Origin of the sequence: Neorhizobium sp. NCHU2750 (assembly GCF_003597675.1) — a bacterium.
Taxonomy (GTDB): domain Bacteria; phylum Pseudomonadota; class Alphaproteobacteria; order Rhizobiales; family Rhizobiaceae; genus Neorhizobium.
On sequence record NZ_CP030827.1, the window covers coordinates 1,265,383 to 1,285,208 of the forward strand.

Sequence of the window (19,826 nt, forward strand, 5' to 3'; positions counted from 1 at the left end):
AGTTTCTGTGCGGGGGGCAATGTAACCCAACAATCAATCTGTCCTGCTGGAGACGATAGGCAGCGCCTCAGCCGGAACGATATGGCAAAGATCCATCTGTATCTGCGGCGTCAGATGCTGCCGGCATCGCGTCGCCAGCGTCCTTGCTAAATCTGATAATGCAGCCGGACGAATAACGAGATCGATTGGTCGTGTAGGCACGGGTCCGGTAATTCCAGGGCCTCGATGTCTTGCTCGTCAAATGACTGATCGAGAAGACTGAACGGTGACGTTATCGCCTAGGCTCGGCCATATCGGACTGTGTCGATAACCGCCGTCGCCTGATCCACCTCGATCGAACGCAAGACATTGACCGTCTGAAGCGCAAGGTATCGATCGGCAATCACGCCGAGATAGCGTTGGTTCGACATGTCTGATCAACGCCGCTTACCGGGGCGGATTAAAAAACAGATCAACCAGAACTATGGATCGGTTCGCCATGCAGAACAGTTGACGGCCCAAATCACGCGATCGTTTCCCCACCATCGACCACCAATATCTGACCTGTCATGTAGGATGAGCGATCTGAAACAAGAAAAAGAATCGGCTCTGCAATCTCGTCTACATCGGCCCAGCGCCCGAGCGGCACCTTCTCGCCAATATACGCCTCAATCGCTTCACGGCCTCCCATCTGCGCAATGAAAGGGGCATTAAATGCAGTGTCGACCCATCCAGGACACAGCGCATTGACCCGAACGCCAAATTTGGCGTAGTCGCCGGCCATTTGCCGGGTCATCGCAATGGTCGCATGTTTACTCGTCGTGTAAGCAATCATGTCGCGGTCATAGAGAACTCCCGATGATGACGATGTATTGAGAATGACACCGCGGCCTGCGGCCTTCATTTTAGGCATGACAAATCGCGATGCCATGAAATGGGCACGGACATTGAGGGCAAGGGATCTGTCGAAGCCCGCAATCTCCACCTCTTCAAGTCCACCCGCCACCTGGGCACCTGCGTGGTTGTGAAGGATATCGATCCGGCCATGGCGCGCGTAGATGGCGTCGATCGCCTTTTCAAGCGCATGATCATCCAGCACATCAAGAGCGATTGCGTTGGCGCATCCTCCTGACGCCACAATATCGGCAACTGTATGCTCGGCATTGTCACGGTTGATGTCGATGACCGCGACATGGGCGCCTTCACGTGCCATGATCTGCGCACCGGCCCGACCTATTCCCGAGCCTGCTCCCGTGACAATAGCGACGCGATCCTTCAGTATCATGGTGTTTCCTGGTCAGTTTTTTGTTGCTTGTCACGCATCAGAAAGCGCGCAAGGAAGATGAGAATGAGCGACGCCGTCAAAACCATCGTCGCGATTGCATTGATTTCCGGCGTCACTCCGCGCCGGATCGAAGCGAAGACATAGATCGGAAGTGTCGTGTTCGAGCCGGCCACAAAAAAAGCGATGATGAAATCGTCAAAAGAGAAGGTGAAGGCAAGCAGGAAGCCGGCAATGATCGACGGCATGATCTGCGGCAGCACAATTTGCCGAAAGGTCGCAAGCGGCGTTGCATAAAGGTCGCTTGATGCTTCCACAATATCGCGCCCAAGGCTTGCAATGCGCGCCTTCACGATCATCGTGACGAGTGCCATCGTAAACAGGCCATGGGCGGCAATGATAGAGCCATAGCCCAAAGCAAATCGAGGCGGGTTGGAAGCTGGCCAAACTGCCGCAATGATCGGATTGATAAGCCCAAAAACCTCGACCAATGCTACCAGCGTGGCGATCCCGATGACGACGCCCGGAACAACGATTGCTGCAGCAAACAGGCCATCGAAGACCGCCCGCATCCGCAGTGACAGCCGCTCCATGCCAATTGCCGCCATCGTTCCGAAAATCACCGCCAAGGCGGCACTCGAAAGCGCAATGATGACGCTGTTTCGCAAGGCCTCCATCAAGAAGGTATTCGTCAGAGCCCGCCCATACCATTGGCCCGAAAAACCAATGAATTCGCTCGCATTGCGCCCGGAATTGAAGGAAAATAAAACGACCAATGCGATCGGCGTGTAGAGAAAGAGATAGACGGTCGTTACCAGCGCGCGCATCAGACCAGATCCACCTGTCGCGTGCCGGCAACCCGAAAAGCAATCCGCATGGCGACCAAAAGCACGACCACGACGACGCCGACCAGCGTCACGGCAATGGCCGACCCGAACGGCCAATTGCGTGATTGCAAGAAAAGATCGACCAATGCATTGCCGATGAAAAACACTTTTCCACCGCCAAGCAATTGCGGGATCAGATATTCGCCAAGCAGCAGAATACTGACAAGTGCAACGCCGGTCATCACACCCGGGAGCGACAAAGGCAGAGTGATACCGAAGAAGGTCGACACGGGCTTTGCGCCAAGATCAGCCGAAGCCTCCAGCAGTCGTCGGTCGAGCTTTTCGAGGCTGACATAGATCGGCATGATCATCAAAGGCAAATATCCATAGACAATGCCAAGCAGCACAGCGCCTGGCGTGTTGATCAGCCGGATATTGTCAAACCCGATCATCTCAAAAAGATGCGGGATACCTCGCGCGCCAAGCAAATACATCCAGGCATAGGTGCGCACCAAAAGGCTGGTCCAAAAAGGAACCACAACCAGCGACACCAAAAGCAAACGTCGCTCAGGGCGTGTCTTGATAGCCAAGTAATAAGCGACCGGATAGGCGACCAGAAGACAGGTGAAGGCGCCAATCGGCGCAAGCAGGAGCGTATTCAAGAATGCCCCCGACCTGGATCCGAGCGCCGCAAATTGTGCAAGCGTAAATCCGGGCTGATATCCGCCTTCTGGTGCTCGTTCTCCGAATGCGAACACCAAGATCGCGATGAACGGCAGGACCAGAAACAGGAACAGCCAAAGACCAGCCGGTCCCACGAGAACGGCGGTCACAAGACGGCGCTTGGCCGTGATCGTGAAACGCATGGTGGATTTCTTCTTCAATCTATTTGCAAGTGATGACCGGAGGGCGACGAACTCATCGCTCTCCTGCCTTTTATCGAGTGGTCAAGCAGACTTGAAACGCGCCATGAGCTCAGCTCGCCCCGGATCCGTAAGCGTCACCGCTGCGCCAAACTCGAGCGGCGTCAACGCGGCCTCCTCGGGATAAACAATCTTGTTGCTGGTAATGTCCTTCGGCAACAGATCGATGACGCGGCTGTCGGTTGCCGGAGCGCCATTTGCAATATGCTCTTTGACCGCATTTTGCGGATCCATGAGATAGTTCAACAGAGCATAGCCGGCGGCCTTATTGGGCGCATCCTTCGGGATCGCATAATAGTCGGTCCAGATCTCGCCGCCGTCCTTACCTAACACATAGGCAATTTCTGGCATGTCGCGGTTGAGCTGTGCACCATCATTGGTCCAGCACATGGTCAGCCACGCGTCGGTCGAGCGCATTGATGGTTGATAGTCGGAATTGATAGCGAAGAGGTGCGGCTTGACCTTAATCAGCAGCTCTTCGGCCTTGGCCAGTTCGTCCGCTTTGATCGAGTTGAAGTCATAGCCAAGGGACACCAAGGCGCTGCCGATCGTCGTCAATTGATAGTCATGCACCATGGCTCGGCCATCCGCCTCTGTCTGGGCGATCTCAAAGAAATCCTTCCAGCTCGAAAGCTTTGTCTTGATCTTCGAGGTGTTGACCGAGAATCCGGTCGTGCCCCAATTTTTCGGAACGGCATAGGTCTTGCCGTCGATCTGGCCTTCTTTGGTAAAGCGCGGGTTTTCCGTCGTCTGACTGAAATTCGCCAGCTTTTTAAGATCGAGTTCGTCGATCAGTCCAAGCTTGTGATAGGTCGAGATCGTGTAATTGGTCGGCACGAAGAGCGACCAACCGGATGCGCCAGCCTGAAGCTTGGCGAGCATTTCCTCGTTCGAACCGAAGACATTGACTTCAACGGCAACACCTGTCGCCCTTTTGAAGTTCTCAAATGTTGCCGGATCGTGGTAGTTGGGCCAGGTCGCAATCGACATCTGGCTGCCGAGATCGTCTGCGGCCATGGCCGGTGTCGATAGCGCGCCGGGAAAACGTGTCATGACGGCGCTGGCAAGCCCAAGCCCGGTCACGCCCAAAAAATACCGACGGCTAACCGAACCGCGCTTGAGGCGCATAAATTCATCCATAAAGCCTTCAGCGGAGATCGGCAGATTATCCTTGTAGTCTTTGCTCATGATGCTGTTCCCTTGTTTTGGTTTATGCATTCGATGCTGAAAAGACGTGTAATGTGGCCGGGTCGAAGCCTAAAAAGACTTCTTCGCCCGGCGCGACCAGATCATGATCGTTAAGACCGTGTCTGTCCGCCGTGATGAAGAAATCACCAAGTCCGGCTACGGTTACCGCATACTCCGCCGATGAGCCGAGGAAGATCCGATGAGTGACCAGTCCCTTAAATGAGGCCAGGTCCGTCGACTTGGCACGGCTCATGCGGATGGCCTCTGGCCGAAGCGCCGCAATCGCTGCACCCGGCGCAAGCGCCCCGCTTGAAGCGATCGCCGATCCATCGCTCAGGCGTAGTGTCTTGCCATCCGTCTCCATCATGACCGGAAACTGGTTGGTCTTGCCAACGAAGTCGGCGACAAACAGATCCTCGGGCCGATCATAGACGTCCTGCGGCGACCCGATCTGGCGAATGCGCCCGCCGCTCATGACGCAAACCAGGTCTGCCATGGACAGCGCCTCTTCCTGGTCGTGGGTGACGAGGACGAATGTAATGCCAAGCTCTCGCTGCAACGTCTGCAACTCGATTTGCATGGCCGAGCGGAGCTTCTTGTCGAGCGCTGCGAGTGGCTCATCAAGCAACAGGACGGAAGGACGGTTGACGATAGCGCGAGCAAGTGCCACCCGCTGCTGTTGGCCGCCAGACATTTCGTGAATGCGACGTCTCCCAAAGCCGCTAAGTCTCACCATGTCCAACGCCTCGCCGACACGGCGTGCAATCTCAGATGCGGCAATCTTCGGCCGCATCTGCTTCAGCCCATAGGCGACATTCTCCTCGACGTCGAAATGTGGAAACAAGGCGTAATGCTGGAAGACCATGTTGACCGGCCGCTGATAGGCGGGAACGCCGTTCATCTCCCGGCCGGCGATCAACACTGTACCCTCGCTGGGTTGTTCGAAGCCGCCGATCATCCTCAAGCACGTTGTCTTGCCGCAGCCGGACGGTCCGAGCAACGCCAAAAAGGCGCCCTTCGGCACATTCAAATTTATATCGCCTACAGCAGTCACCTGACCATAGGCCTTGGTCACTGAACGAAATTCGATGTCGTTCGTCGAAGCGGATGCCACGTCTGTTCCCTGCGGTTGGTCTGGGTGCGGCAGTCTCTGCTGCCTTTGCCACCGTCTGTTGATGAAACACTAAGTCTGACCCCATCAGCCGGTATATACCCCGAAAGAGGTATTTTCGAACCGTTAGCCGGATGGAAGATATATGTCTCAAGTAAGAAGATTTTGGAGTTTAGGGGCGAATTAATGGGTATCGACCTTGAGGCTCTCTCGACGGCCCTCAATACGACGGTCGGGAAAACCACCATGACTGACGCACAGTTTGGCGAGACATTTTGCCAGATCATGGCCTCGTTGGTGAGTTTCGACTATGTGGTCGCCTTCGCGTACCGTGGAAATGAGCGGCCGATCGATCTCTATTCCACTTTCGATAGCGCCGAACACATTGTCTTCGTAGCCCTTTATCAGGCCGGGCCGTATTTCTTGGACCCATTCTATCACGCTGCGATCGAGCACCGCCAAGGCGTGTTACGCATGCGCGACCTGGCGCCAGACCGCTTCTTCTCAAGCGAATATTATCGCAACTACTACGTCCAAACAGGACTTGCCGAAGAGGTTGGATTTTTCGTCAATGTAGATCACAATATCACAATCGTCCTATCTCTCATGCGCAAGAAGAGCAGGGGGGGCTTCCCGCCCGTGGAGTTTTCCAAGCTCCAAGCCATCGAGCCGCTGATTTCCGCCATGGTCGGGCAATATTGGAATAGCTTTGCCTCCCGCTTCGATCGGCAACTGTCTTGCGGCCGTGACCAAACTCGGCGACCCGACCGAAAGGCCGATATTGCTGCTGCCGACACCGCCTGGCTAGGGCTTAATCTAACCGCCCGTGAAACGGCGATCGTCGATCTTGTGCTGCAGGGGCACTCGTCCGAATCGATCGGCCTCAAGCTCGATATCTCCACCGGAACGGTGAAGGTTCATCGACGAAACGTCTATCGAAAGCTCGGCATTTCATCACAAACCCAATTGCTCTCGCTCTACCTAAAAAGCATGCAGTGACAAGAGCACAGGCACCGTTGAGTGATAAGCCGGCAGAATACCGCAAAAGCAGGCTTACCGTGCTCGACGAGCAAGGCACTTTGGTTTTTGCGCCAAAATCGGTTTTTGTCCTTCGCACAAGATCAGCATCTGCCCGCCTGGCATTTCGCGGATTTCCTGCGACATCATAAGGTCGCGCTCTCGCACCTGTTCGGTCTTGGAAAGACGCGATTGGCCGAATAAATCCCCACTCCTTGATAGGGTCTTAAACTTGATCGTCGTCTTGCCAAGCGCGCGGGACACGTAGTCGGCGGTTGCGAGATCATTGGCGCCGAGAATGAGTTGGTAGCCGCAATTGGCCAAAAGAGATTGGCGCAGATTTTCACCATAGACAGCGTCGAGACTTTTTAGATCCTGAACGACGAAGGCAAGTTTGATATTATAACCGGCGACGAAGGGAAGCTTTCCGACGATCTCGTCCATGCGCTTCAATTGGCAAAATTCATCAAGGAGAAAATAGACCGGCATGCGTGCCGTATTGAGCTCGCGTGTCAAAAGGCTCAAAATCTGCTGAACAAAAAGGGCCGTGAGCGGCCTCAACAGGTTCAAATCCGAAATGTTCGGGGCGATGTAGATCGTCACTGGTCGGCTCTGTATCGCGCTAAGCTCAATGTCGGTCGTGCTGGTCGCCATCACGATCTTTTCGTTCTTGAAGGGGCGCATCGCCTTCTGCAAATCCAGAAGTGCCGACTGTGCAGCTCGTTCCGATAGGCCGATATAGCTGTTGAAGCTTTCGATCGTAAACTTGGACAGGTAGGGCTCAGCCGCCTTGATGTCTTCGAACGTCGATTGCAGCGCCTCACCGCTATTGATGAAGCTGTTGATCTCGCCAAAGCTGCGCCGCCCCTCATATCTTGGGCTTTCGGTGATGTAGCTGATAATGCCGGCCAAAACCTGCTGTGCTGTCGACTGCCAGATCGCATTCTCGGACCCTGACGTTTCCGGGATGAGCATATCGGCAATATTTTGAATGTCGGTTGTGCGATCACCCGGTTCGCCGCGGATGAAATCAAGCGGATTATAGCAATTGCTATTCTGACTGCCCGGCGCAAAAACAAAAACCGCATTGCCATTTCGGCGGCGGAAGTCTGCCGTATTTAGAAATATCTCGCCCTTGAGGTCTGTGACGATCATCGAACCCTTATGGGCCAGAGCATTCGGAATAACGTAGCTCAGCCCCTTTCCCGACCGTGTCGGTCCGATCACAATGTGATGGCGTTCATCCATGACCCGCAGTGTCCTATGTCCGATGCGGCCAAGAATATGCCCGTCTTTGCGAAACCATCGCGCTTTTCGCAAGGACGCCATATCTTGAAACGACGCATTGCCGAGCGGATGAAACTCCTTTCTTCTGATGGCGATGATCAAAATGCTGGAGGCCAAAAGAGCCGGAAAAAGCGATATCAATGCGATCCTTTGTACTCTGGCGTTTTCTATATGGTCCCAGAACTGCTTTACCGGCGCAAACGGTTCAGTCTTGATCATCAAATCCAGCATCGTCGCGTCGCCGGAGAGAATGCGCAAAAGAACGCCATAAGCGAGGAGCCAGACAACTAATCCGGCTGAGGCGGCAATTATGATGGACAGGAGCTTCAGCCGATCCTTCATCATGGACGCCTTGCAAAATATATGTCCGCGACCCCGCGGCGGCCGCCTTCCCGGCGCAGCTGGATCACAATCGGTATGACGGTCTGGATATAGGATAACAAATCCGCTTTTGAAAAGCCGCTCGCCAGTCCCGATTGCATCACCATCATGATCACCTGCTCATATGCGCCGAGCGGCGTATCCGCATGGACCGTGGAAATACTTCCCGGATGGCCCGTGTTGATTGCCCTTAAAAAGGAAAAGGCTTCGCCCCCTCGGATCTCACCAACAAACAATCGATCCGGCCGCATCCGCAAGGATGCTTCAAGCAGCGACTGGATCGTCACGCTTGCTGCACTCTGATCTCCCTTGGATGCTAGGAGATGAACAGTGTTTTCCTGCGGTGGGTAAAGCTCACGCGTGTCCTCGATCGTGACGATCCGCTCGTGTTTATCGACTGCCTGCAAACATGCATTGAGCAAGGTCGTCTTGCCCGACGACGTGCCGCCGCTGATCAACACAGACACCCGCTGGCATAGTGCAAGACGGATAAAATCATATATCCGGCCGGCATCACGATGCGCTGCGAGCATTGCATCGGTGGATGCCTGTTGCTGCAACGCGCCCTCACTGCCACTGAGCGCACCGGCATCTCGCAGGTCATCAAGAGAAAAGGCGTTGACTACCTGCTTGCGGATGGACACCGCGCCGCCATCCGGCGCGGCCGGCGGAAGAACGCATTGGATCCGCTCACCACTCGGTAGCGATGCGCTCAGTAACGGGTTTTCCCGATTGACAAATTGCCCGCTCAAGGCCGCGACCCGCTCGCCGATATTTCTGATTTCGTCTCCAGTCAAACCCGGGATTTGATGATGCTCCATCATCTTGGCGCCGAGGCGCTCGACAAACACGCTTGTCGGGCGATTGACCGCAATCTCCACGACCAGAGGGTCGTCGAGGAAAGGCTGAAGCGGTTGCAGCGCGCGGTGAAGAAAGTAATGACTTTTCTCTTTGACATTATCATCGGGTCTGACGCTCACGCCTGATCTCCTTCATCGCCTCGGAAACCGGATCGGGATAGAAATCACTGAAATCCAGATCTTGACGGACGTAGACGAAGATCCGCTCACCCTGGGCAATGTTGATGGTGGGCTGGATCCGCAGATTTTCCGACAGTACTGTATTGGCCATCGAACTGAACGTGCGGGCGATCGTGTCACGGGCCAATTCTTCAGCGCGCTTCGCATCATCACTGTCACCTGACGCCTCGTCGCTGCCATAGCCGGTCAGATAGCTTGCACCAGCACCCACGATCGACAAGAGGATTGCCGAGCCAAAACGTTCCTTGAACTTATTGTCGACATGTCCAGTCAGTCCCGAGCGGCCAAGACCGTCTGCTCCGATCGAGTTCAATCTCACCGTCACACCGTCATTGCGGATAAGGCGCGTCCAGACCACAAAGATCCGCCTTTGCCCTCGGGTGATATCGGATTGATATTCACCAATCAGGCGTGTTCCTGTCGGTATCAAAAGCCTGCGGCCATCGAAGGAGTAGACATCCTCGGCGGTGATTGCTCTAATCTGACCAGGCAGGTCGCTATTGACCGCTGTTTCTAAAATGCCCGGGATCATGGTTCCCTCAGGAACGACAGCATCGATACGTGCGATCTGGCGCGCCCTCGCGCTGCGGTCCGATAAGTGCGACGCAGTGTTGAGGTAACGGCTCGCTTTATCGTCGCCGGCCACCGTCGAACCGTTTGCCTCTCCGCTCATTTCTTGGACGTGGTCGCCGACACCACGCTGGTCCATCGACAAGAGTTTTGATCGGTAGCGCTCTGGAAATTCTTCGACGAACGGTAGGTCATTGTGTGCCTCTACCGGGGCAGGGGCAGCCGATGAGGTGACCGGTACCGGCGCAGGCTGTGGTGCGGGCAGAGCAATGACTGCAGGCTTAGGTGGCGGTTGCGATGTCGCTTGCCTGAGAAAAGACGGAGGCCGAAATGAGGTCGTGCGAAATTCCTCGTCATTTTGAAGATTGTCCACCGCTTTGTCATGCGCACTGGACAAGGCCAGATAAATAGCGATCGCACCGCTGCCCACGAGCGCCGTGACCACAAGCCTGTAATTGCGTTTGGCGTTTCGATTGGCGACCGGGATGTGGTCTTCTGCATGGAGCGCTTCGAGTTCGGGTGTCATGGTCATCGCGAACCCCTTCTGCTTTCATGCCTAGCTGAAACCTTGTGGACCTTCATGTTTGCAACAGAAGCCGAGAGATTGAAGACGCAAGCCCAGCGCTCGCCATCGCGCAGCGTATACTGGCCTTCGACCCCGTCGACGACGATATAGGCTCCCTCCTTGCGGAAATTGCGCAATGTCTCGCTGCCGCCCGCTCTCACGGCAAATATCGCCGGGACATCCGCTTCAAAGCGCAGGAATGTCTTGGTCCCGTCATCGAACATCATACTCGGCTTCAAGCCGGCATCGCCGGAAAAGCTATAGTTTGAGTTGATCTTCTTCGTGTCGAGGCCAAAGATATTGGGAAATGCCGCCCGTCTTTGTGCCTCCTGGAGCAAGGCAGCCTCTGCTGCCTTTTCGGGATAGATGAAACGGATGCCAAAGATCTCTTTATTCTCCCTCGGCGCGTGGTCGCTGAGCTCCAGGAAATAGATCCGCTTGGTGGTTACGACATTCATGTTCGTCCCCACGTTTTTGGCCACCGGTTTGACGAAGAGAATGTTGCCTTTCTCGGTCGGTGCTACCTGCCAGCTCTCCGTGTCGCCGAGCGAAATCGTTTCAAATTTCTCGTCATCGTCAAAGACAATCATCGTAGAGACACCATAGGTCGCTTCGACCTTCAAGACATTGTTTGGCTGATAGACGACGCTCGTGATCCTCCGATCATCATGACCTGGCGCTGGCAACTGGCTAGCCAAGACAGGCATCGGCAACATAAGGGCGATCACTGTGAGAACTCTGCCTCCCATCATCGTGTCTCCCCCGCATCGACTGTCTCCTGCTCGCGGCGATACTGATAGACCTGAAAGCCCAATGGATTGTCGAAACGCCAATCGTTGCGAATGGGTGTTTCGGTATAGCGATAGCGGACAATCGAGATGAAATGCCTCGTAACGCTGTTTGTCTCTGACGTCTCAGTCGTGGAAAACCTCACAAGCGATGTGCTTTGATTGGGAAATGCGACCGACTTGATCGATACCGCGACCGACTTGTCCTTGCCGTATCGGTCGACCGGATTGTCAGGATTGGCCGCCCGATAAAGCGATTGCAATTGCCGTGCGGCGTCATCTGTCGAAAGCAACGCTGCGAGCCCAAAATTCTCGGAGATGGCAAAGGGATCATAGGCCTCGCGTGCTCGGATATAGCGCACAATATTGGCCTGCGTCACCGCCTGGAGACTTGTAAAGTCGAGCGGCTTGGTCAGTCCGGATTTCACCTCGATATAGCCGGTGTTGCGATCGACCTCGACGATATAGGGGTCAAACGATTTGAGCGGCAAAAGCGCAACCGTTGCAGTGAGCGCCATCATAGTGAGGACCGCAAACGTGCCGGCCACACACCAAGCGACGACGCGCGAACGGCGGGCAGATCTCAGCAATTCATGCTCCCAGCGCTCGCCATCCTGGAAATAGCCAAATAAGGCGTCATCTTGCGATTTCGTCATCCCATCACTCTCCCCATGGTGCTGTCTCAAACGGCCTGGCTGTTTCGGCGAATACCCCTTTCAATGGATTTCGCCGCGCTATCGCGGATATTCTGCCTTGCGAGCCTGAAGGTCCGATCTCTCGTCTGAAAACCGATCGTGCCGAGCCGGCCCGCCATCACACGGCCGCCGCTCAACATGGCCTTGGGAAGTGCCATGCCTGTCAATTGGCTGATGTTACGGGCAATCCGGCCAATTCCGACCGCGATCCCGCCGGTAATCCCCTGGGCCATCACCTGAATATTGAAAAGGACGAACGCGCCGGCGCAGCACAGCAACAGAAAGGCCGAAACGTCGCTTAATTGCAGCGCGCGTTGGCCGGCCGCATTGGTAACCTTGGTCAGTTCCGGATCCATCGCCGAAATCAAAAAGGCAGCGATGACATAAACGAAAAGTGGGATAAGCGCATAGGTCAGAACCTGTTGAAGCCAGGCACGCCCAAGCCCTTGCGAAGGCTCAAATAGCATACAGCCGATGAAGATCGGCGCCGTGCCGACCAAGACCCACATCATCACTTTGGCAAGAAGCAGGATAGCCAGCGCGACAGCCACGAAAACGGCAACGCACAGCATGATCAAGAAACCGATCATCGATGGCAAAACCGAAAAATATCCCGATTGCTCGGCAAACGCAGATGCCGCCTGATTAGCCGTACCCCAAATCTGCGACAGGCCGTCGGTCGGCTCGCTAATACCCGTTCCACTCGCCGACAAGATTGCTCGTCCGACAGCTTCCGGGGTATGGCTTAGCCAATCATAAAAGAGTGCGTCGAAGTTTTGCCATTGCCGTAGCAATGCCAAGATGACGAGCATGCGCACAAGTCGACCGATGATCTCGCCGACCGTGACCCGTGCTGTACCCGTCAGCAACTGAAGGCCATAAAACCCGACATAGGCGATGAACAAAACCGTCATGACGGGCAGGACTTGTTGGCCGACGATCCCATAGGCCTGTTCGCAAAAATGGGCGCCGGTCTGTTCGACCCTGTCGAGCAGGGCGCCAATGACATCTTCCATGCTGGATCCTCCTACGGCCCCAAGAGGTGCTCAATTGCCGCGAGCCCGTCCGATCGCGCGACGTTGATCTTCGATAGCGGACCGCATTCTGCGCTATCGTCCGGCCCGTAGGCGGTTGCAGTTATTGGGCGCAAACATGGGGCTTTGCGCTCCCTGTAACCGCTACCGCAGCCGTAAAGCGCAACGAGCATGCCAAGCGACAAAACCTTCAGCATCGTCTCTACTCGCGGTTATAGGTGAGGGCCTTCTTGGAGTTCGACATATCTGTCAGCCGCCGCTGGTTATCTGCCTGCAGCGACATGACCGCGCTGTTCATCACGCCGATCAACTCGTTGATCGTCAGCCCCGATTGGACCTGCAATTGTGTATTTTGATCAAGCGAGCCTTTGATGTCGGGTGCTTGACCAATACTGGCCCCGGCCGCCTCAAGCGCCGAGCGGCGCGACTGCACAGCCTGTTGCGCGCCCTCGACCACGGCGGCGGTTCCCAAAACCGTCTTGACCAGCTGTTGGTAGGACATGTCGCTGGCAAAGCCGCTGTCCTTTTGCCCCGAAAGGTTTTCTAACAACTTCAGACTGTTGAGAAATGTCGTGGCCGAGGTTGCGATGTCGCCTTTGACGGTGCCGAAATTGGCCATGCCGCTCGCCAAGATCTGATCGAGCCCTGGCATTTGCGCAACGCTGAAGCCGGTGCCAAGAGCGAGCCCTTGCATTGCATTCGATACACGTCCACGCTCGCCGGTCACCGCCTTTAACGTATCATCGACCGTATCGAGAACCCGCTTATTCGTATCGAGAATCTCATCTGTCGTCTGCGCCGTGTGCTTGGCAACGTCAAGATTGGCGTCATCAATCACGGGGACCTGAGCATAGGCCGGGATTACAATGAAAAGGCTGAGAAGATTGCAAATCAGAATCCGCATAACGTCCTCCTCAAAGGAAACTTAGTTTCAACTCCATGTCGTCCGTATCCGAGGGGCTGTTGGCGCACACGGGCGGGCTTGATCCGGTCGAGCCATCATCGCCGTTGCATAACGTGTCGCCCTTGGGTGGTGATGATTGCGGCAAAGACCGAACGGCCTGTGCCGATCCGGACAAGCCACTGGCCGCCAAGAGCCGCCTCGCATTCACGAGATCTGCAATCATGGCTGCCGTTGAAACCATCTGATTGATCATCTCAACATTGGCGCTGCGTGCCGTCGAATTATGATCCCAACTTTGATGGATGGTACCCGGAGCAATGGCTGCGATCGTCGCCCAGAAGGCGACAATATCTGAGCTCCCGTCGGAGATAGCCATCGATCGCCCGGCAGCAGACAACGTCCTCGCCCTGGATTGAACGAATGCGGCAGTCCCACCGCCGCTCGCGACCGGAATTTTATTGCCGGAGGCCTCACCGCCCAAGCTTGGAAGCCATCGCTGCGTAATCGCCGTGACGTAGCTCTCAGTCTCCTTGAACGGTGGAACACCGCCATAAGCTTGAACATTTCCAGGCCCGGCATTGTAGGCTGCGAGCGCGAGCGTCGTGTCGCCATGGAACGTCGACAATTGCTGTTTCAAATAGCGCGCGCCGCCTCGTAAATTGTCATCGACGTCATAGGGATCGATGCCAAGGTCTGCCGCTGTCGCCGGCATGAGTTGCGTCAAACCGATCGCTCCAGCAGATGACGTGGCACAGGCATTGAAGCGGCTTTCCTGATAGATCAACGATAAGAAAAGGGCTTCATCAACGCCTTCTTCACGGGCAATCTGCCTTGCTCGTGAAACGATTTGTGGGTTGGCCGTCGACGCTGAAGCGGCGTCATTGGCCTGCCCAGGGCGAAATTGCGCGCAACTGAGGCCTTGGCTGGCGGAAAGGTGCCTTTGATCAACATCGTCAATGTCGCTTGTCGCGTCCTCCCGTGCCGATTGCCTGGCGATCACGGCATCGTCGGTCACCTGCATTTGCGCCTGTGCCGGCGGAGACGGCCAAACACTCAACGTCACGAGAAATGATGACAGCAGCACCTTGCTCATGATTCTTGATCCCAACCACAAAATTCCGGAAGCCACCGCCATGCAGCTTCGCCGAGCCGCGCACGTAATGCCTCGCATTCGTCGATGCTTTGCTTGCGTCCCGACAGGACCTTGACGAGATCGGGCATGGTGGACAGGTCCAGCTTGGCGATCACGGAATCCTTGCCGTGCTTGATCAGAAAGCTTCGCTTTTCCGGTGGACTTGTCTTGAGGAACGAAAATTCCTTCAATGTCAGGCCGAACCGCTCAACGTAACTCTCCATATCGGCACGGGGATTTGGAAAATGGATATGTGTTGCAGCCTGCTCTATCAACGTGTGGGCGGCCTTCGCCTGTCCTATGTCGGAGGCAGATTGGGTGCCGAAGCCGACGATCCCGTTCAGCTTGCGAATGGTTTTCATCTTGTCGACGATGAAGTCGCTAAAGCTATCATCCGCCAACAATCGCCAGCCTTCGTCCATGAAGAACATCACCGGTTCGCCGGTCAAAAGCTCATCAATGCGGTGATAAAGATACATAAGGGCAGGCGTGCGCACGTCGCTATTCGACAGAATATGCGTCATGTCGAAGCCGAAGACACGATGAGTGTCCAGTGAAAGCAGGTCTTGTGGGGCATTAAAGAGCCAGGCCTTGTCGCCATCGATCCAGCTGTGAAGCCGAGCGGAGAGATCGTTGGCGTTTGAGCGGGCGCCACCGGCAAGCAACGCTGCGAAATGGCCAAGTGTTCGTTGCGGCTTGGGTTCGCGCATAAGGCGAAACAGCGCGCGTTCGACAAGATCAGCATCCTCCTGGCTCGCATGGCCGCGACCCTCGCCGCACAGCATGGTCTTGATCAAGCGCAACAGGAATTCGAAATTTGGGCCTGTATTGTCGAGCTGAAGGGGATTGAAGCCAGTTTGTGTCCCCGGGGTCAAAATGTCGTAGGTCCCACCAATTGCTCGGATAAAGATCTCTGCCCCACGATCCTTGTCAAAAAACACCGCACGAGGGCAGGGGGAAACACGCATTGCCTGCGCCAGCATAAAGGTCAGTACGACCGTTTTTCCCGAACCCGTCGGGCCTGTTACCAGGAAGTGACCAATGTCGCGCTGGTGAAAAGAAAAGAAGTAAGGCGTCTGTGACGCGGTCTCCAAAATGGTGATCGGCGTATCCCAGTGGCAGTGGTCTGTCTGGCCGATCGCAAAATTATGCATCGATGAAAGGCCGGAGAAATTGGCACTCGAGAGCAATGCCTTGCGGGCAATATAGGCGTGATTGCCGGGAAGCTGTGCCCAAAAGGCGGCCTCCAGATTGAGGTCTTCACGCAGCCAGGTGATGTTCATATCCGTCAGGCAGCCACCAAGCTCACTGACGGATTTGCCAAGACCGTCAATGTCGCGCGACAGGCATAGGAGGGATAGATGGTGCGTGCCGAAAACGGCCTCCTGGTTGAGAAGGCTATTGAGCGCGAAATGGATATCATCTTCGACCGAACTGCCTGCCTCGTCCGAGGTACTGAGTTGTCTTTGCAAACGGCTTATCCGCTCTTGCGCGATCGGTCGATCGGCGATGGTGAAGGATTGGGTGAGGATGAACTCGTGATCGATTTGCAAAAGGCCATCGAGAATGCCCGGACCCGTAAACGGCGGATATTCCTTAATCGAAAGCATGGCAGCATATCGGTGCTCGGCTGCGGTCGCCGCCTGCACCATCAAGCTTCTTCGGCCGAAATGCAGTCGTGACGTGCCGAGGAAATTGCAAATCCCCATCCTTGGTAGACGCATCTGATGATAGACGCCGCCGCTCAAAAGCGTGTTGAAGAACTCGCAAGGCTCTGAATAAGGAAAGACGTCGGGCTGGTCTTCGCAAGGGAATGAGGGCAAGGATCGACCCGAGTTCGTGCGAGATGCAACTCCCAAAACTCGTGCGCTATATTTGCTCAAGTCTTGCACAAGGCGCGCGACAAGCTCCTCAAATTCCGCGATTTCGCCGTTCGTCGACACGGGATCTGGCCGCCGTCTAAAAAGGCGCGTGACCTGTCGCAAAGCTTCGCCAGCGCCAAGTACGCTGTCGGGCCTGGCGCGAACCACTGTCAGGTAAAGTTCATTGGTGAACATCCGCTTTCTTTGCAGATGCTCCATATAGCGCTCGTTGAGCAGCCGGCAGAACGGATCGTCAAAATGCCCACCGAGATCGGCATCAACCTGTCTTCGGATGACGGTCGACCAGAGCGAATAGCGACTTGATCCGAGTGAACGGAGCATGGTGTTTTGCACGACCGAGCGCATATTTAGCTCGGCCTGGTCTTCTGTCTGAAAGAACAGCCCCTCAAGTTTGATAACGCTTGCCAGAGCGCCGTTTTCAAGTCCGATCACGGTCTTGGATTTGTGCCGCAAATACGGGATATGGCGCGCCATGGATCGCTCGCTTGCCGCCTTGCGCCCCAATCCCAGTTCTTGCTTAATTGTTTTGAGCATGACGCGCCCTTCTTGATTATGGACCGTAGGAGGTGGCGCCCCAGAACGTTCTGTTTGGCGTTCTTGGGGTGCGTTGGCAGGCGACTTGCATCACGTCGAGACACTTCACGTCCGACGCACAAAGCGAAAATAAAATGACGTAAACCACAGGCGCGAGCCCAAGCGCGGCAAATCGATTGGTCGCCAGCCAAGCAATGATTGTCAGTGCGATGACAATCACCATGGCGATATACGGAACGCCCCACAACATCGGCGGACGTGTGAGCCCGATCACCACGGGGGTCAGAATCGGCTTGTCTTCAATTAACGGCTCCATCTCACTGCCCCACCGCTGAAATCATCTCGTCAACAATGGTCGGTGCGCCAAAGACGAGGCCGATGCCAAGAATGACGCCGCCGGCAAGGAACCAAGACAGCCGGCCCGCGAAAGCCAGGAAGCCCAGACTGATCACGGCAATGATGGCAAGTAGCCGGCCGAACGGCCCGGTGATGAAGTCGACGATCATCTGTACGGCAGTCTGCAACGGTGCAAAGGCGCCACTGCTCGTCGTTTGTGCCAAGGCGGGTTCGGCCAGGGCAACAGAAAACCAAAGGACGGCAAAGGCCACCGCAATTGAACGCCTGTGGGGATTGTAAGCCAAATTGATGCAGCGCATTGGATCTCTCCTGGTCAAAAATGCATGACACCACCGGTGAATTTCCGGTCCTTGTGGATCCCGATCACGCCCGCCGCAGGTTGATCATACATGGGCGTGGATATCGGCGGCTGAAGTTGCCGGCCGCCCCGGCCTACTCGTTTTCCGTCCAAGCCAAGTTGATAGTTGATCACCTTAGCCACGTAGCTGACGGTTTCTGCGAAGGGCGGGATACCGCCATACTGATAGATACGTGCTTCGCCCGCATTGTAGGCCGCGGCAACGAGTAGGGGGTTCTTGAACTCGTCTTGGAGAACCCTCAGATATTTCATCGCGCCGGTAATGTTTTCTTGCGGGTCGCAAATGTCATCGACGCCAAATTGTGCAGCGGTCGCTGGCATAAGTTGCATCGCCCCGCGCGCGCCCTTCTTGGAATTTCGCTGCTGGTCAAAGCCGCTTTCAACAAAGGCGATCGCCAAGGCGAAACCGACAGAGATGCCCTCGGCGCGGGCCGCTGCAACGACGAGGTCCTGAACGTCTTGCCGGCTTAGTAACGTTTGTCCGCAAGTCGGCTGAAAGCTGTTGGCCTCGGGTGTCTCAGCCATTTCCTCAGCCAACAGACGCTTGCTCGCGATTAGGTCAAAGCCGTCACCCCTTGAGTTACTAATAAAAGTATAGTTGTCCGCTTTGTTTGCCACCGGGGAGAAAAGTTTCTGTCGGTCGACTAATTCGTTTCCCTCAAGCGTGCGACGGAACGGTGCCGCTTGGCTCAGTGGCAATGAAGCTCGATGCGACGCGTGCTCATTTTGCCGATTATATTGCGAAAATTGAAGATTTCTGGCGATCTCTTTGGCGGATAGGGGGTAAGGCAAAGCGATCAGGGCATAACAGCACCGTGCCACTATCGAGAAAATGTGATGCCTCCGCATTGAGAAAATCCTTCACGATGAAGTGCTATATGAAGAAATGCAGTGATGAAATGATACGAATTGCGGTAAGTTGTACGGCATCGAGATGAGTATTGCAAGTTGTATATGTGGGCGATAATGCAGGCATTGCGAGCGCTCGCGACGAGGTGTGACATGCGCGCAAGGCCTGGCTGATCTATGGGGGTTAAATGGGTTACTCATCAGTAGCCGAATTCGCAGCTAGAGTGATGATGCCGAGCCCGGCGATCTCGGCAGACTAAAATTGGTCAGGCGCCGGCTTGGGTGTCACCACCGCAAAGCCTGCTCAAATCCCGCAAAAAGGGAGCTGTCAAATCCGGCCAGCAAGACGGCGTTCACGTTCCTTCAAGTCGTCGTGGCTTGGTTCTCGTCGCAACTATTAAGGATCTGACCGATCCGCGCGAAATGAAATCGCGCCCACGATGCCGCATGCATCGAGCCTACGTTGCGCTGCTCTTGACCGGCGCTGCTCGTTCGTAGACGGAACGTTTGTCGCGGAGCGGGATGATGTCGCTTTTCAGAATTGGGAACCCGTCCCTTGTTATTGACAGTCGGCGCTGCCCAACGGAACGCAATCCGTTCGATTGACCAATCGCAATCATCGGCAAATTGTAGTGCCGTTGGCGTGTGCAACGCAGCTACGATATGTGCCGCCGACATTGCCGAGTTTTCTTGAGGGCCGTTGGTCGACCAGGCCCGGCCGTTGTCCGCCCAGTTTCCCAGATACTTCGCCTCGCTTGATGTCGATGTCGAAGTTTCGGCTTCCAAGCGTGCCAGTATAGCCGCCAGTCGCGTTTCGGCGGATTTCAAAATTCTGATACTGCTGCGCGTCGGCGGATGAGGCTGTCATGGCGGCAAATACCATAAACGCCGAACTCATTCTCACTACCCGTCTCATGCAGCTCACCGCCAAATAGGAGTGGTTTGGTCGAGAATTTCGGCGCCGCAATCGGTCCTGCGATCGTCGTATTCTCATCGCCGGCGCCAGATAAGACGTGTTCTCAAGCAGCTTGCACGTATTTCATCCCGAACATTATTCTCGTCTCACACAATACGCGCAATGAAAAAAAGGGCCCCGAACGGAGCCCTTTCGTCGAATATTGG

General features: G+C 55.3%; 20 protein-coding genes. 1 reads left to right on the forward strand and 19 read right to left on the reverse strand.

Translation table 11 applies throughout. The features are described 5' to 3' along the window. Nucleotides 1–278: 278 nt before the first annotated feature. The 6 genes from NCHU2750_RS31135 to NCHU2750_RS06190 form a co-directional block, all read right to left on the reverse strand. On the reverse strand, nucleotides 279–410 hold the full coding sequence (locus tag NCHU2750_RS31135) for a hypothetical protein (RefSeq protein WP_256377703.1): 132 nt from the start codon (nucleotides 408–410) through the stop codon (nucleotides 279–281). 92 nt (nucleotides 411–502) lie between these two features. After that, nucleotides 503–1,264 carry an SDR family NAD(P)-dependent oxidoreductase gene (locus NCHU2750_RS06170; RefSeq protein WP_119939651.1) on the reverse strand — a complete coding sequence of 254 codons (762 nt, stop codon included), beginning with the start codon at nucleotides 1,262–1,264 and terminating at the stop codon, nucleotides 503–505. Beyond that, nucleotides 1,261–2,088: an ABC transporter permease gene (locus tag NCHU2750_RS06175; protein WP_119939652.1), complete on the reverse strand. Its 828-nt coding sequence runs from the start codon at nucleotides 2,086–2,088 to the stop codon at nucleotides 1,261–1,263. The genes NCHU2750_RS06170 and NCHU2750_RS06175 overlap by 4 nt, the downstream gene beginning before the upstream one ends. Beyond that, nucleotides 2,088–2,954, reverse strand: a complete 867-nt coding sequence (locus tag NCHU2750_RS06180) for an ABC transporter permease (RefSeq protein ID WP_119943027.1) — start codon at nucleotides 2,952–2,954, stop codon at nucleotides 2,088–2,090. Before NCHU2750_RS06180 ends, NCHU2750_RS06175 begins: the two co-directional genes overlap by 1 nt. A gap of 81 nt (nucleotides 2,955–3,035) precedes the next feature. Beyond that, nucleotides 3,036–4,199, reverse strand: coding sequence for a polyamine ABC transporter substrate-binding protein (locus tag NCHU2750_RS06185; protein WP_119939653.1), 1,164 nt, complete (start codon nucleotides 4,197–4,199; stop codon nucleotides 3,036–3,038). A 22-nt stretch (nucleotides 4,200–4,221) separates the two neighbouring features. Next, the gene (locus NCHU2750_RS06190; protein ID WP_119939654.1) at nucleotides 4,222–5,313 is read right to left on the reverse strand and encodes an ABC transporter ATP-binding protein; all 1,092 of its coding nucleotides are present in this window, start codon (nucleotides 5,311–5,313) and stop codon (nucleotides 4,222–4,224) included. Nucleotides 5,314–5,496: 183 nt separating this feature from the next. On the opposite strand from NCHU2750_RS06190, the gene NCHU2750_RS06195 reads away from it, so the two are divergent. Next, nucleotides 5,497–6,309: a helix-turn-helix domain-containing protein gene (locus NCHU2750_RS06195; RefSeq protein WP_119943029.1), complete on the forward strand. Its 813-nt coding sequence runs from the start codon at nucleotides 5,497–5,499 to the stop codon at nucleotides 6,307–6,309. Between the two features lie 54 nt (nucleotides 6,310–6,363). On the opposite strand, the gene NCHU2750_RS06200 is transcribed toward NCHU2750_RS06195, so the two are convergent. The 13 genes from NCHU2750_RS06200 to NCHU2750_RS30375 all read right to left on the reverse strand — a co-directional run bounded on the left by NCHU2750_RS06200 (nucleotide 6,364) and on the right by NCHU2750_RS30375 (nucleotide 19,602). After that, the gene (locus NCHU2750_RS06200; RefSeq protein WP_502703827.1) at nucleotides 6,364–7,959 is read right to left on the reverse strand and encodes a type IV secretory system conjugative DNA transfer family protein; all 1,596 of its coding nucleotides are present in this window, start codon (nucleotides 7,957–7,959) and stop codon (nucleotides 6,364–6,366) included. Further along, nucleotides 7,956–8,975 carry a P-type DNA transfer ATPase VirB11 gene (gene virB11 / locus NCHU2750_RS06205; RefSeq protein WP_119939655.1) on the reverse strand — a complete coding sequence of 340 codons (1,020 nt, stop codon included), beginning with the start codon at nucleotides 8,973–8,975 and terminating at the stop codon, nucleotides 7,956–7,958. The genes NCHU2750_RS06200 and virB11 overlap by 4 nt, the downstream gene beginning before the upstream one ends. Continuing rightward, nucleotides 8,956–10,137, reverse strand: coding sequence for a type IV secretion system protein VirB10 (gene virB10, locus NCHU2750_RS06210; protein WP_119939656.1), 1,182 nt, complete (start codon nucleotides 10,135–10,137; stop codon nucleotides 8,956–8,958). Before virB10 ends, virB11 begins: the two co-directional genes overlap by 20 nt. Further along, nucleotides 10,134–10,922, reverse strand: a complete 789-nt coding sequence (locus tag NCHU2750_RS06215; RefSeq protein ID WP_119939657.1) for a TrbG/VirB9 family P-type conjugative transfer protein — start codon at nucleotides 10,920–10,922, stop codon at nucleotides 10,134–10,136. Before NCHU2750_RS06215 ends, virB10 begins: the two co-directional genes overlap by 4 nt. Next, nucleotides 10,919–11,614: a VirB8 family type IV secretion system protein gene (locus tag NCHU2750_RS06220; protein WP_119939658.1), complete on the reverse strand. Its 696-nt coding sequence runs from the start codon at nucleotides 11,612–11,614 to the stop codon at nucleotides 10,919–10,921. The genes NCHU2750_RS06215 and NCHU2750_RS06220 overlap by 4 nt, the downstream gene beginning before the upstream one ends. Before the next feature lie 26 nt (nucleotides 11,615–11,640). Beyond that, a complete protein-coding gene (locus NCHU2750_RS06225; protein WP_119939659.1) occupies nucleotides 11,641–12,669 on the reverse strand; it encodes a TrbL/VirB6 family protein in 1,029 nt (342 codons plus the stop codon). Between the two features lie 220 nt (nucleotides 12,670–12,889). After that, nucleotides 12,890–13,591, reverse strand: coding sequence for a type IV secretion system protein (locus NCHU2750_RS06230; RefSeq protein WP_119939660.1), 702 nt, complete (start codon nucleotides 13,589–13,591; stop codon nucleotides 12,890–12,892). A 10-nt stretch (nucleotides 13,592–13,601) separates the two neighbouring features. Beyond that, nucleotides 13,602–14,684 carry a lytic transglycosylase domain-containing protein gene (locus NCHU2750_RS31210; protein WP_349509024.1) on the reverse strand — a complete coding sequence of 361 codons (1,083 nt, stop codon included), beginning with the start codon at nucleotides 14,682–14,684 and terminating at the stop codon, nucleotides 13,602–13,604. Then, nucleotides 14,681–17,140, reverse strand: a complete 2,460-nt coding sequence (locus NCHU2750_RS06240) for a VirB4 family type IV secretion/conjugal transfer ATPase (protein WP_119939662.1) — start codon at nucleotides 17,138–17,140, stop codon at nucleotides 14,681–14,683. Before NCHU2750_RS06240 ends, NCHU2750_RS31210 begins: the two co-directional genes overlap by 4 nt. A gap of 16 nt (nucleotides 17,141–17,156) precedes the next feature. Beyond that, nucleotides 17,157–17,456 carry a VirB3 family type IV secretion system protein gene (locus NCHU2750_RS06245; protein WP_119939663.1) on the reverse strand — a complete coding sequence of 100 codons (300 nt, stop codon included), beginning with the start codon at nucleotides 17,454–17,456 and terminating at the stop codon, nucleotides 17,157–17,159. A 1-nt stretch (nucleotide 17,457) separates the two neighbouring features. After that, the gene (locus NCHU2750_RS06250) at nucleotides 17,458–17,796 is read right to left on the reverse strand and encodes a TrbC/VirB2 family type IV secretion system protein (RefSeq protein WP_119939664.1); all 339 of its coding nucleotides are present in this window, start codon (nucleotides 17,794–17,796) and stop codon (nucleotides 17,458–17,460) included. Between the two features lie 14 nt (nucleotides 17,797–17,810). Beyond that, entirely contained in the window at nucleotides 17,811–18,704 is an 894-nt protein-coding gene (locus NCHU2750_RS06255; protein ID WP_119939665.1) for a lytic transglycosylase domain-containing protein, read from the reverse strand. Nucleotides 18,705–19,320: 616 nt separating this feature from the next. Next, nucleotides 19,321–19,602, reverse strand: a complete 282-nt coding sequence (locus tag NCHU2750_RS30375; protein ID WP_162939514.1) for a hypothetical protein — start codon at nucleotides 19,600–19,602, stop codon at nucleotides 19,321–19,323. Nucleotides 19,603–19,826: the final 224 nt, after the last annotated feature.

Bases quoted from the DNA above. Each gene is read 5' to 3' on its own strand.
- NCHU2750_RS06170 (WP_119939651.1), bottom strand. From the start codon at position 1,264: ATGATACTGAAGGATCGCGTCGCTATTGTCACGGGAGCAGGCTCGGGA.
- NCHU2750_RS06180 (WP_119943027.1), bottom strand. From the start codon at position 2,954: ATGCGTTTCACGATCACGGCCAAGCGCCGTCTTGTGACCGCCGTTCTC.
- NCHU2750_RS06225 (WP_119939659.1), bottom strand. From the start codon at position 12,669: ATGGAAGATGTCATTGGCGCCCTGCTCGACAGGGTCGAACAGACCGGC.
- NCHU2750_RS31135 (WP_256377703.1), bottom strand. From the start codon at position 410: ATGTCGAACCAACGCTATCTCGGCGTGATTGCCGATCGATACCTTGCG.
- NCHU2750_RS30375 (WP_162939514.1), bottom strand. From the start codon at position 19,602: ATGAGTTCGGCGTTTATGGTATTTGCCGCCATGACAGCCTCATCCGCC.
- NCHU2750_RS06255 (WP_119939665.1), bottom strand. From the start codon at position 18,704: ATGCGGAGGCATCACATTTTCTCGATAGTGGCACGGTGCTGTTATGCC.
- virB10 (WP_119939656.1), bottom strand. From the start codon at position 10,137: ATGACCATGACACCCGAACTCGAAGCGCTCCATGCAGAAGACCACATC.
- NCHU2750_RS06250 (WP_119939664.1), bottom strand. From the start codon at position 17,796: ATGCGCTGCATCAATTTGGCTTACAATCCCCACAGGCGTTCAATTGCG.
- NCHU2750_RS06245 (WP_119939663.1), bottom strand. From the start codon at position 17,456: ATGGAGCCGTTAATTGAAGACAAGCCGATTCTGACCCCCGTGGTGATC.
- NCHU2750_RS06220 (WP_119939658.1), bottom strand. From the start codon at position 11,614: ATGACGAAATCGCAAGATGACGCCTTATTTGGCTATTTCCAGGATGGC.
- NCHU2750_RS06240 (WP_119939662.1), bottom strand. From the start codon at position 17,140: ATGCTCAAAACAATTAAGCAAGAACTGGGATTGGGGCGCAAGGCGGCA.
- NCHU2750_RS06200 (WP_502703827.1), bottom strand. From the start codon at position 7,959: ATGATGAAGGATCGGCTGAAGCTCCTGTCCATCATAATTGCCGCCTCA.
- NCHU2750_RS06195 (WP_119943029.1), top strand. From the start codon at position 5,497: ATGGGTATCGACCTTGAGGCTCTCTCGACGGCCCTCAATACGACGGTC.
- NCHU2750_RS06185 (WP_119939653.1), bottom strand. From the start codon at position 4,199: ATGAGCAAAGACTACAAGGATAATCTGCCGATCTCCGCTGAAGGCTTT.
- NCHU2750_RS06175 (WP_119939652.1), bottom strand. From the start codon at position 2,088: ATGCGCGCGCTGGTAACGACCGTCTATCTCTTTCTCTACACGCCGATC.
- NCHU2750_RS06215 (WP_119939657.1), bottom strand. From the start codon at position 10,922: ATGATGGGAGGCAGAGTTCTCACAGTGATCGCCCTTATGTTGCCGATG.
- NCHU2750_RS31210 (WP_349509024.1), bottom strand. From the start codon at position 14,684: ATGAGCAAGGTGCTGCTGTCATCATTTCTCGTGACGTTGAGTGTTTGG.
- NCHU2750_RS06230 (WP_119939660.1), bottom strand. From the start codon at position 13,591: ATGCGGATTCTGATTTGCAATCTTCTCAGCCTTTTCATTGTAATCCCG.